Below are 12,532 nucleotides of genomic sequence, written 5' to 3'. Positions count from 1 at the left end.
ATTTGTTTTAGCCATGAAAGAGTTTAAAAATCAGTTAAATTTTGACAGTTTAATGGTGGCAGATAGTGCTTTATATACCCAAGAAAATCTCCAGTTATTAACAAATATTAAATGGTTAAGCCGAGTCCCAGTTCGTATCAAAGCAGCTCATCAGCTAGTTCAAGAAATAGATGGATATGATCTTACTCCCAGTCAGATTAAAGGATACAGCTATCAAGAACNATCTCCAGTTATTAACAAATATTAAATGGTTAAGCCGAGTCCCAGTTCGTATCAAAGCAGCTCATCAGCTAGTTCAAGAAATAGATGGATATGATCTTACTCCCAGTCAGATTAAAGGATACAGCTATCAAGAACTCTCAAAAACCTACGGAGGAATTCAACAAAGATGGTTAATAGTTGAAAGTCAACAGCGCCGAGAATCAGATTTAAAAAATCTAGAGAAAAAAATCCAGAAAGAACGAGTTGAAGTTAACAAAAAACTGCGCACCTTAAAATCTGAAAAGTTTGCTTGTATACCAGATGCAGAAACAGCAGCAAGAAAGCTGTTTAAAAACTTTTTATATCACGAATTTAAACAATTTAATATTCAAGAATTAGAGCAGAAATATGATTTAGATTTTCCTTATAAAGTCATAGTTGAAGTGAGCNAAAAATCCAGAAAGAACGAGTTGAAGTTAACAAAAAACTGCGCACCTTAAAATCTGAAAAGTTTGCTTGTATACCAGATGCAGAAACAGCAGCAAGAAAGCTGTTTAAAAACTTTTTATATCACGAATTTAAACAATTTAATATTCAAGAATTAGAGCAGAAATATGATTTAGATTTTCCTTATAAAGTCATAGTTGAAGTGAGCTTAAGAGATTCAAAAATAGAACTAGAAAAAAAACGAGCAGGTCGATTTATATTGGCAACAAATGTCCTAGATAAAATGGAATTAACTACAGAAAAAATGTTGTCTAAATACAAAGGACAACAATCGGTTGAAAGAGGTTTCAGGTTTCTTAAAGACCCCCTATTTTTAACTGATAGTGTCTTCCTTAAATCCCCCCATAGAATTGAAGCTTTGGGGTTAATTATGGGTTTATGTTTGTTGGNAAAAAATGTTGTCTAAATACAAAGGACAACAATCGGTTGAAAGAGGTTTCAGGTTTCTTAAAGACCCCCTATTTTTAACTGATAGTGTCTTCCTTAAATCCCCCCATAGAATTGAAGCTTTGGGGTTAATTATGGGTTTATGTTTGTTGGTCTATACTTTAGGTCAACGTCAACTACGCCAAACCTTAAACCGTACTCAATCTACGGTAAAAAATCAATTAGGCCGTCCTACTAATAGACCGACTTTACGTTGGATATTTCAATGTTTTCAGTCGATTCATTTATTAATTAATTCTGGAGTTAAGAGCATATCTAATCTAACTTATGAGCGTTTAGAATTATTGAAGTTTTTTCCTCCCAGTTGTCAAAGATACTATCTACTCAGTTAAGAAACTGGAGATCAAAGCAGGCAAAGGGCTAAAATAATCAACGATTGAATAGTAGTGTAAAATTAAGTGCTTGGCAATTATTTAAGATGCGATCGCTCAAGTGATAGAGGGACTTTGGCAATTTTTGAAGATGTCTATTTGTAAGTTCCCGCAACTGATATCATTCTCAAAAGCATTTATGGAGTACGGCAGAAGCGACTAGGAAGTTGAAACACTTAACGGATAAGCTTTGAGCTAACATCATTCCCGAAAAATGAGGGTGGGGATGGGTCATTAATCTATTAATTTACGATCGCCTCCTACTATTTNAGAAACTGGAGATCAAAGCAGGCAAAGGGCTAAAATAATCAACGATTGAATAGTAGTGTAAAATTAAGTGCTTGGCAATTATTTAAGATGCGATCGCTCAAGTGATAGAGGGACTTTGGCAATTTTTGAAGATGTCTATTTGTAAGTTCCCGCAACTGATATCATTCTCAAAAGCATTTATGGAGTACGGCAGAAGCGACTAGGAAGTTGAAACACTTAACGGATAAGCTTTTGAGCTAACATCATTCCCGAAAAATGAGGGTGGGGATGGGTCATTAATCTATTAATTTACGATCGCCTCCTACTATTTATTGTTAAGTCTAAATACTTACTCAAGTTTTCTCCTCTTTCTGTACTACATTTTGTCGTGCGGAATGTGGGNTAACATCATTCCCGAAAAATGAGGGTGGGGATGGGTCATTAATCTATTAATTTACGATCGCCTCCTACTATTTATTGTTAAGTCTAAATACTTACTCAAGTTTTCTCCTCTTTCTGTACTACATTTTGTCGTGCGGAATGTGGGTTAATTATTCTTATCTTTACTTCTCTGTAGGGACGTTGCATGCAACGTCCCTACCACTCCCCTGCTTCCCTGCTTAACCAAATGTAGAAAACTTTTTGAGAAATGGTATTAGGTGTTAGGAGGAATGCAAATATCTTAATATTTTTGCTATTTTGTAGAGGATTTTACTGTAATTATCTATGTATAAACTTATTATAAACTCCCTCTAACTGAAGAGCAGCAAAATTTTTTTGGGGGGAACTTAAAATACAAAATATCATGAAAAAATAGAATGAAATATAATGCCAGTATGAGTATTATTAAGATTAAACTAATCGAAACTGAAGCTCCTGGGTTTCCTGTTACTCTCACTACTAACGATAGTAAATTTGATTCTATTGATGGTTTTTTGCCGCCTTTACCATCAGAATTAGAATCATCCTTGAGTAATTGGCAATTAGCTTATAACCAATTAGATGAGGTTCGTAAAATTGCGACTCGAATTAGCCCCAAACAAACTATTTCTTACTCTAGTTTAGAACAAAGAGAACTGGTAAAAACTTATATTAATCAATGGCTAGATTCTGATGAGCGTCAATAGCGACCTATCCGAGAAGAATTAATTTCTGTGTTTAGTTCATTGGAAAATTCTGGCTCAGAAATTCGTGTATTTTTAGATGTGAAAAACCCTAAACTTCGACGACTACCTTGGCAAGAATGGAGTTTATTAACATCTCGGTTTCCTCAAGCAGAAATTGCTATAAGAGCTAGAGTTCATTAATTGATAATGGATAATGGATAATTGATAATTACCTCTGGTTAAAACCGAGAGGATTGAAGATTGGGAAATATCCTAGCACTTTTTTCCCCTATCCAAGGGGAGGCTTTAAACCACAATTATTTAATTAACAATTAATAATTAATAATTCGGTAAAGGTGAACTTAAACCTTATCCTAGCTGTAGCAAAATTAGAGTCCTTTTGGTAGTTGGAAAAAGCGCGGGAATTAATACAAATCTAGATATATAAATAGTGCAAAAATTACAGGAAAAAGAAGCTGAAGTTATCTGTTTAAAACAGCCCAGTCGAGAAAAATTTGTTAATACATTAAGACAAGAATCAGGTTTCCACATATTTATTTTTTCTGGTCATAGTCGCAGTGAAGAAGATGGTACAATTGGCTGTATTTCTCTTAACAACTCTGATGAATTAAGTATTGACGAGTTTAATAATTCTCTCAGATATGTAATAGATAAAGGATTACAATTAGCGATCTTTAATTCCTGTGATGGTTTGGGATTAGCTAGTCAATTAGCTAAGTTAAGTTTGCCCCGTAGTATTGTTATGCGAGAACCAATACCTGATGAAGTAGCAGTCAAATTTTTAGACTATTTTTTTGCAGAATTTACTAATAATAAATCCTTATTTACTTCCGTTCATACTGCTAGAGAACGTCTGGAATATTTTGAGAATAAATATCCAGGTGCAATGTGGTTGCCAACAATATTTATTCGAGAATCAGCCTTAAATAAACCTTTAACCTGGCAAGAACTTACTAATAATTTAATCTCTACTCCTAAAACTATTGGTTCATTGCTGAACAAAAAAACTTTGTTTTTATTAGGAGTTATAAGTTTATTGGTAGTTGGTGGAGTAATTTGGTGGCTAATAGGAGAAAAACCAGAACCAGAAGTAAAAAATCCTCCATTATTTCGTTGCCCCCAAGAAGTTGTTCAGAATGTAGATTCTCCAGAAAATAAAATCAAATCTGACAAATGTTTTGCTTATATTTATGAGATTCCTAACGGTAATTGGCTACATGGAGGCAGCACTACTTGGGCACCAATTCGCAGTAAAGTTAATCCAAAAATCGAAGATATTTTTCCAGAATTTAAGTTGAGTTATAAACAACATCCTAGCTTACCACCTGGTTCAGGAACTGGGATTTTAATGTTAATCAAAGGTCAAATTTCTTTTGCCGAATCTTCACGACCTCTAACAGATGCTGAGTTGCAGAGATCAAGAAATAGAGGGTTTCAACTGAAGCAAGTTCCTGTTGCTATTGATGGAATTGTTATTGTGGTTAATCACGAACTTGATGTTGCAGGTTTAACTTTAAAACAAGTTCAGGATATCTATACTGGTAAGATTAAAAATTGGAGTGAAATAGGAGGAGCTAATATTGAAATCTTGCCCTATTCTCGTCCTGTTTATAGTGGTACAACTCCTTTCTTTCAAGAAGAAATTTTAAGTAACAAAAAATTTGGTGAAAATGTGATTTTTATTCCTACAACTACTAAAGCTTTACGAGAGGTAAAGGCAAATAAAGGTGCAATTTATTTTGCTACAGCTTCAGAAGTTATTCCTCAGTGTAGTGTGAAACCTTTAGCAATTGCCTTTGAATCTGGAGGTAATTTTGTTGTTCCTTACAAGGGTGATTTTGTACCACCAGAAAATTGTTCCGAACAAAATCGTAATCAACCGAATTTAGAAGCATTTGAAAATGGAAAATATCCCATCACAAGACGGTTATTTGTGATTGTGAAAAAAGATGGTTCTTTTGATGAGAAAGCTGGAGAAGCTTATGGAAAATTATTATTGACAGATGAAGGGCAAAATTTAATTAAAGAAGCAGGATATAGTCCGATTAGGTGAAATTCAAAAGTCAAAAGTTGTAAGCATTTAGCTATTAGCAATGAAAATGAACGGGTAGTCCTGCAAAGTAATGGTTAAATATAAATTGATATCATGTCCGGTAGCATCGGTATTGCAAGTGAGAAGGTAAGGAAGAAGTAAGAAGTAAGAAGGAAGAAGGAAGAAGGAAGAAGGAAGAAGAAGGAGGGAAGAAGGGAAGAAGGGAAGAAGGGAAGAAGGGAAGGAAAAACCTTACATAAGGTAAATATTTCCCCAACTTTTACACAAACAATACCAGGGGACATGATATGAAATTTCATTTTCTAGCTATCCACTGCTCTAAATGCCAATCTACTAAAATCATCAAATGAAGTAAACATTAAAATGCCACTTGTTATGACGTTTTATATCAGTTTTCTGAAGCAGTCAAACATGATTTACTATCAGATTATCTGCTCCAATAGCTGAAAAAGCCTACAATAAAATTCAGGGCTATTTTTATTTGATAGGTATTTTTTTCTCTTGCTTTAAGAATGGCAGAAATATTGAGGCGTTTCGGCTGTCGCCGACATGAAAGGCGGAGCAAGTGCGGCAGCTATATCGCTATAAATTTTCAAGCGTTTTCGGCTAAGAGCCGACATGAAACGCTACGTGACATGTTTGCGGAGCATTCCCTATACGAAAAAGCGGAGCTTTGCGTCAGCGATCGCCTCAATTAGTAGATGCTATATATAGCGCCCTAGCCTAAGTTTTGATTAGTGAATTAAACTCTAAACATCGATCAATTCTAATTTTCCCCAAGTTTGGGGACCAACAATTCCATCCACAGTTAAACCATGGAATTTTTGGAAATTCTTCACAGCTTCTTCTGTTGCTACACCAAATATTCCATCAACTACCAAGGAAGCAGAGCTAATACCATTTAACCGTCTTTGTAGATATTCTACATCTTCTCCAGTGCTACCAAAATACAGAGTAGTGCGAACAATTGTATCTACTACTCCCCAAGTTTGGGGACCAACAATTCCATCCGCAGTTAAACCACCATATTCGTTTTGAAAAGCTATGACAGCTTCCTTTGTTGCTACACCAAATATTCCATCAACTACTAAGCTATTATTAGCAATAATGGCATTCAAAAATGTTTGTAAATTTTTCACATCTTCACCAGTGCTACCAAGGGTAAGAGTAGGACGAGTGGTAGTTGTTTGAGTTCCAGTAAGCATAATTTTCTCCTTGTTTTTTGAATTGATCAGGAATTACGCAGGAACGCTATATACAGCTTATTAATTGGTCATCATTCCAGATAAACCCAGTATAATTAGTGTCGTTGCGTAAGTCCTATAGAAGTTAGTTGATACTTTTCTTTTGAGGTACTCCTCATGTATCAAATCTCTATATTTTTATCATCTCCTAAATTTTTGAGCAGGTCGATCATGTGCATGATTTATCACAATTAACTTTTTATTGTGGGTGGACGTGCATTGTCTTACACATTGATTAGCAGTCAGGAGTCACATTCTGTTATAACAACAGTTGTGTTGGGAGATCTGATTTAATATTTGGGTAGTCCTGCAAAGTAATGGTCAAATATAAATTGAAATAAACGAGGAACGCTGAGAGCTGTTAGCGTTTCGCGGAGCGACATGAAAAGCGTTTGCGGAGCATTCCGTAGGATAGCTCCTCTGTTAGCGCAGCTCCTCCGGAGGAGGCAAGAGGCAGCTCGTCTGAAAGAGGCTGACGGCTGAATGCNAAACGAGGAACGCTGAGAGCTGTTAGCGTTTCGCGGAGCGACATGAAAAGCGTTTGCGGAGCATTCCGTAGGATAGCTCCTCTGTTAGCGCAGCTCCTCCGGAGGAGGCAAGAGGCAGCTCGTCTGAAAGAGGCTGACGGCTGAATGCTTACCAAACTTTAGAAGGCACGAAGTTAAATTTCTATATTTGAGAGTTTGAGAAGGTCTTAACTGCTCCTCTGATTAATCAGTAGATGTTCATTTGGGAACCTTCTCTATATTATTGGACTGTTTCAGCTAAAATAGTGCATTATGTAGTAGGGGGGTAGGGGAGAAAGATTTTTGTTGGGTTTATCCTTATCCTACGGATAAGCTGCGCTAACGGATAAGCTGCGCTTTTTCGTATAGGGAATGCTCTGCAAACATGTCGCGCAGCGTTTCGGCTGCCGACATATAAAGCGGAGCTTTGCGTCAGCAAAAACGTGCCTCAACCCAACGTACATCTATTGCATCACTTAAGATGAAACAATCCATTATTGTGGGATAAGGAAATATAAATTTTTGTAAATAGTGTTAGGAGTATCTGTAAATTTACCATATTTGATTGATGAAGAATATAGTAGGAGACTTGAGTTTCTTACTTTTATCCCTGGCGATCTTAAATTTTGCATAAATATCCAGAAACTAACTGATTATTAAGTATTGATTTAGATATATACTTATAACTAGAGTCAGTTATTAGGGTGCCGATACAAAATCAGATAATTTTAAACAGGTAAAATACAATGATGAAAATAGGTGAAATTCTCATCCGCAGAGACTTAATTTCCCAAGCTCAATTAGACCAAGCAATAGATGTCCAAGCTTCATGCCGTCAAAAACTTGGAGAACTACTCATGTTTCAAGGTTGGATTCAACAAGATGACTTAGAAATGGCTTTAAGAGAACAATATTGGCGACAAAATGGTTATTGGGTAATTGACTAGTAAGAAAGTTAAAAGTCAAAAGTCAAAAGTCAAAAGTAAGAATTAAATCAAGTTAAAAGTCAAAAGTCAAAAGTTAAAAGAACACAGTAGAGACGTTCCATGGAACATCCCTACTGGGTTTTGGTTTTGACTTGAGGTCATCAACCTGAAAAGTTCTGTAATCTGGAATTTGCTTGATTTGCATAATTTTTGAAATTTTAGCTGATTAATCAATATAGAACAAAGCTGATTATTCATAAGGCATTCTATGGGATGCCTATTNAGTTAAAAGTCAAAAGTCAAAAGTTAAAAGAACACAGTAGAGACGTTCCATGGAACATCCCTACTGGGTTTTGGTTTTGACTTGAGGTCATCAACCTGAAAAGTTCTGTAATCTGGAATTTGCTTGATTTGCATAATTTTTGAAATTTTAGCTGATTAATCAATATAGAACAAAGCTGATTATTCATAAGGCATTCTATGGGATGCCTATTTTTTTTGCATAAAAAAGGGATAAATGGCTGATTAATAAGTAGGTAGGTCTAATTAAACGTTAAAAAAAATTGTAGGGGCGGGTTTAAGCAAAATTTTGATAAATTAACAATTTATTCCTAAAAACCCGCCCTACCCTCGTTAAGTTTATTTATGCTCACCTACTTAAATAGAACAAATTTAGATTACAACTGAATAAAATGAAAATCAATTGGCAAAAAACAAGTCTAATTCCTACTTTAGGACTTCTATTTCTGGGAGCTTGCGCTCAAGTCAATAATTCCCCAAATTCTTCAGGTGTTGAAGTCAAATTTTTAGTCGGCAGCGCTTTAGAAAAATTCTGTAACCAAGCTGCCACTCAACTCAGTCAACAAAATCTCAAACTTGATAATGGCAAACCTTTTTACTTGAAATGTGAAGCAAAAGGTAGTGGGGATGTGGTGACAGAAATAGTTTCTCTCTCCCAAAAATTGAAAAGTGGAGCTATTCAACCAAACTCCCCAGAATTTCCCACCCTAATTTCCGTAGATGGGGAAATTTATCATTCCCAACTCTTATACAAAATTAATCAAGTCTATCCCGGACAAAATTATATTCCTCAAATTACTGACGCACCTTTGTTGGCAAATAGTCCAATGGTATTCATGGCATCACAAGAGGTCGCACCTGGGTTACAAAAACAATCAAATATATATCAAGCTCTCGTCAATGCTCAAACTCACCGAGACCTAGACTCAAGTAGTCCCCAACTGCCAATACATTATGTTCATACTTCCCCCACTCGTTCCAATTCTGGTTTACAAACTTTGGTTGCGCAGTTTGCCTCCGTTGCCAATAAACGCGCCGAACAACTCACCGTTGCGGACGTGNAGACCTAGACTCAAGTAGTCCCCAACTGCCAATACATTATGTTCATACTTCCCCCACTCGTTCCAATTCTGGTTTACAAACTTTGGTTGCGCAGTTTGCCTCCGTTGCCAATAAACGCGCCGAACAACTCACCGTTGCGGACGTGCAACAATATCAACCCCAAATTCAAAAAATTCAGAGCAAAGTTACTCGCTACGGGGTTTCCACCAGTTCCTTAGCTGAAGATATGGTAAAAAATGGTCCGTTTTGGGCATCCATCGCTTCTGTTTATGAGTCTTCTGTCATTGAGGCAAATACTGCTAATATTCAAACTCGGTATCAAGCAGTTTATCCCAACTCTACTTTTACTTCTAACATGAGAGCAATTTTGCCAACTGCTCCTTGGGTAAGTGACGAGGAAAAAGAAGCTGCGGAAAAAGTTATTGATTATTTGCGATCGCCTACTACCCAAAAAATTCTGACAGACTTAGGTCTTAGACCAGGGATACCAGGGGTGTCATTGGGAGCAAAATTTTCTCCTCAATACGGAGTTGACCCCAATGCTAAATATGATTCTCTGCGGACTCCCCGACCAGAAGTAGTTGATGCCATGATTAAGTCTTGGCAACAATTTGCGAAGAAACCATCTCAGGTAGTTTTAGTGGTTGACTCTTCCGGGTCTATGGGAGGTAACAAATTACCAGCNGGGATACCAGGGGTGTCATTGGGAGCAAAATTTTCTCCTCAATACGGAGTTGACCCCAATGCTAAATATGATTCTCTGCGGACTCCCCGACCAGAAGTAGTTGATGCCATGATTAAGTCTTGGCAACAATTTGCGAAGAAACCATCTCAGGTAGTTTTAGTGGTTGACTCTTCCGGGTCTATGGGAGGTAACAAATTACCAGCAGTTCAGAATACTTTGCGCTACTATATTGAAGGTTTAGGACCGAAAGAAAAAATTGGTCTGATTGACTTTGACTCTCAAATACGCACTCCAGTTTGGGTTGACGGTAGTGCTGCAGGTCGCGATCGGGGTTTTCAGTTTATTAGTGGTTTGAGGGCGAATGGTGGTACTAGACTTTATGATGCTGCTTTGGATGCTAGAAATTTATTGCAGCAAAATCTCCGTGCTGATGCTATTAATGCTGTGGTTGTTTTAACTGATGGGCAAGACTCTGGTTCTAAAATTTCTCTGCAACAACTTAATAATAACCTGAAACAAAGTGGATTTGAGTCTGATAAAAGGATTGCTTTTTTTACTATTGGTTATGGAAAAAAGGGAGAGTTTGATGCTCAAGTTTTGAAACAAATTGCTGAGTTAAATGGTGGTTATTATCGTCAGGGAAACCCAGAAACTATTGTTAATTTAATGTCCGATCTACAAACAGAATTTTAAAATAGNCAACAACTTAATAATAACCTGAAACAAAGTGGATTTGAGTCTGATAAAAGGATTGCTTTTTTTACTATTGGTTATGGAAAAAAGGGAGAGTTTGATGCTCAAGTTTTGAAACAAATTGCTGAGTTAAATGGTGGTTATTATCGTCAGGGAAACCCAGAAACTATTGTTAATTTAATGTCCGATCTACAAACAGAATTTTAAAATAGGGAGTAGGGAGTAGGGAACAGGGAGTAGGGGGAAAAAATTGATGAATAAGAGTGCAATAATTGATTTGATTTTTTATTATTGGAGATGTCTATAGCAATCCTAAATAGGTTCTAATATTTGGTTGTAGGGGTTTGGTCTCCAAACACAAGTGCATAATGGATTTGGAAAGCAAACCCCTACGTCTTTTTTTCACGAGTCATTTCACATTGCTATCTTAGTTATTTTCAGCAATTAACAATGTTCATGTGACGAGGTGCCGTTTGCGCAGCATGACCTAGGAATACAATTAATAATTAATAATTACCCCTTCTGAATAATTAACAATTAACAATTAACAATTAACAATTATTTAGAGTGAAGCATTCATGATTTATAACAGACTAGCTCGCGCTTCTTTATGGCGTATCAATTATTAATTATTCATTATTAATTACAAAGGGGGAGAGGCTTTAAGGCGTGAATTGTTGAATGAATAATTAATTGACTATCAACTCTTAATTATTAATTATTAACTATAGCGTTTCTCAAGCTTATGAGGTACACCTATCTTTAATTTATTTTCTATTCCCTCCATACCAGTTAAGTGTTCCCAGTTAAGTGTTCCCTAAAACAAACGAATTTTGTACCTCACGCTTCTTGGGAATTGCTATATTAATTATTAATTATTCGGTAAGTCATTATTGGAGGAAAATATGAAATTAGTAAATCCGTTTGATTATCCTATATCTATATTAATAGGTGGAGTTATTTTAGTGGCTGGCATCCGATTTTTTAGGTTCCCAAATTTGGTGATTTTACCTGCTACTGCAGCTATTTCTGTGGCAAGTGCTACAGTGTTGAAGTCTAGAGAGGCTAATCCTCAAAATTTGGCAAATAAAGAGTTAGAACAGGAATTAAAAGTTATTTCTGGATTGGCAAAAAGTTTGGCAGAAAAAGCTGAAATATTGCGTCAAGAAGCCAATCAATTGTTAGGGGGTGAAACATTCCACATGGATTTATTAGTAACAGTTCAATCAGTTTGTAACCGCTCGATTGAATTGCCCCAAAAAATTACAGAAGTTTCTCGAAAATTACCAAATAATGAGGCTTTATTATCTGTGGATGATTTGCAAAGACAACTATTAGAAGTTAAGAGTAAGCAAAAGTCGAGCTACGGTATTTCTCAACAGCATTTACAACAATTAGCTGCTAGTTTAGAAAGGAATATTCAGTTAGCAAAAGCTGGAAAAGATACTCGGCAAGCAAAAATTTTTAGTCTACAGACAATGGTGCAAGATTCAGCCGGATTATTGCAAGAACTAGAAAATAAATTGCGGAATGCTAACTTGAATAATTCTGAAGAAATTCAAGATTTGCGGAGTTTGAGTGATGAATTAAATAGCTACCAAGACAACATAAAAATGTTTCTTTAAATCCAGGGAGTAGTTAGGGAGATAGGGAGATGGGGTGATTCGTATATTTGCACAATTTTTTCTATTTCATATAAGGAAACAGGAAATAGAAAAGAAGAAAAACAACTGTACCTCAGTAACTTGAGAAAAGCTATCTCTATAATTTTTGCCCTGAGTTAGGATAATAGTAAAAATACTGAATTTTTCCAGCTTTAAAGAATCAAGTTTGCATAAACAATCATATTTTTTCTGATAGATAAATAAGTACCAGGAAGAAAATTATGAATAATAAACTTGATTCTCTTTCAGTTGGATTGTTGATAACAATAAATATTACGATGGTACAAGGGGTGGAAATACAAACAAATAAATTCAATCATAGTTTCTCTCAAACTGAAAAAACTATTATTCAGCAGCCAAAAAATTATCAAAAAAATGAACAACCACCTATTCCACAAAAAGATGGTACTAGCCGTTAAAATTTATCTATAGCAGGGAATAGGGAATAGGGAATAGGGAATAGGGAATAGTTGAAAAAAAATTTATTAGTCTAAGAT

At 35.8% G+C, this 12,532-nt stretch carries 9 protein-coding genes and 3 pseudogenes; 11 read left to right on the top strand and 1 reads right to left on the bottom strand.

Features of this window, described 5'->3' with window-relative positions:
* Positions 1-655: 655 nt before the first annotated feature.
* The 5 genes and pseudogenes from AFK68_RS37505 to AFK68_RS28690 all read left to right on the top strand — a co-directional run.
* A pseudogene (locus tag AFK68_RS37505) lies at positions 656-1,097 on the top strand (IS1634 family transposase); the annotation flags it as partial.
* A gap of 1 nt (position 1,098) precedes the next feature.
* A partial coding sequence (locus tag AFK68_RS28700; RefSeq protein ID WP_143438396.1) for an IS1634 family transposase occupies positions 1,099-1,487 on the top strand: 389 nt, incomplete at its 5' end.
* A gap of 1,106 nt (positions 1,488-2,593) precedes the next feature.
* Positions 2,594-2,902, top strand: a complete 309-nt coding sequence (locus tag AFK68_RS28695; RefSeq protein WP_094677170.1) for a hypothetical protein — start codon at positions 2,594-2,596, stop codon at positions 2,900-2,902.
* A 27-nt stretch (positions 2,903-2,929) separates the two neighbouring features.
* Positions 2,930-3,082, top strand: a complete 153-nt coding sequence (locus AFK68_RS37500; RefSeq protein ID WP_168186693.1) for a hypothetical protein — start codon at positions 2,930-2,932, stop codon at positions 3,080-3,082.
* A 250-nt stretch (positions 3,083-3,332) separates the two neighbouring features.
* Positions 3,333-4,955, top strand: a complete 1,623-nt coding sequence (locus tag AFK68_RS28690) for a substrate-binding domain-containing protein (RefSeq protein ID WP_246844523.1) — start codon at positions 3,333-3,335, stop codon at positions 4,953-4,955.
* A gap of 749 nt (positions 4,956-5,704) precedes the next feature.
* On the opposite strand, the gene AFK68_RS28685 is transcribed toward AFK68_RS28690, so the two are convergent.
* The gene (locus tag AFK68_RS28685) at positions 5,705-6,160 is read right to left on the bottom strand and encodes a peptidoglycan-binding protein (RefSeq protein WP_094677168.1); all 456 of its coding nucleotides are present in this window, start codon (positions 6,158-6,160) and stop codon (positions 5,705-5,707) included.
* Positions 6,161-7,451: 1,291 nt separating this feature from the next.
* On the opposite strand from AFK68_RS28685, the gene AFK68_RS28680 reads away from it, so the two are divergent.
* The 6 genes and pseudogenes from AFK68_RS28680 (at position 7,452) to AFK68_RS28660 (ending at position 12,454) form a co-directional block, all read left to right on the top strand.
* Complete coding sequence (locus tag AFK68_RS28680) at positions 7,452-7,652, top strand: hypothetical protein (protein ID WP_246844522.1); 201 nt, start codon at positions 7,452-7,454, stop codon at positions 7,650-7,652.
* 1,366 nt (positions 7,653-9,018) lie between these two features.
* Positions 9,019-9,677 (top strand): annotated as a pseudogene (locus tag AFK68_RS46830) (extracellular solute-binding protein); the annotation flags it as partial.
* Position 9,678: 1 nt separating this feature from the next.
* On the top strand, positions 9,679-10,371 hold a 693-nt coding region (locus AFK68_RS35675), incomplete at its 5' end, for a VWA domain-containing protein (RefSeq protein WP_246844521.1).
* A gap of 6 nt (positions 10,372-10,377) precedes the next feature.
* Positions 10,378-10,578: pseudogene (locus AFK68_RS35670) on the top strand (Mg-chelatase subunit ChlD); the annotation flags it as partial.
* Positions 10,579-11,276: 698 nt separating this feature from the next.
* Positions 11,277-11,996, top strand: coding sequence for a hypothetical protein (locus AFK68_RS28665; protein WP_094677162.1), 720 nt, complete (start codon positions 11,277-11,279; stop codon positions 11,994-11,996).
* A gap of 260 nt (positions 11,997-12,256) precedes the next feature.
* A complete protein-coding gene (locus tag AFK68_RS28660; RefSeq protein WP_094677160.1) occupies positions 12,257-12,454 on the top strand; it encodes a hypothetical protein in 198 nt (65 codons plus the stop codon).
* The last annotated feature ends 78 nt before the right edge of the window (positions 12,455-12,532 follow it).

Source organism: Hydrocoleum sp. CS-953 (assembly GCF_002260545.1).
Taxonomy (GTDB): domain Bacteria; phylum Cyanobacteriota; class Cyanobacteriia; order Cyanobacteriales; family Microcoleaceae; genus Trichodesmium.
This window is presented reverse-complemented; position numbering and strand designations above follow the sequence as displayed.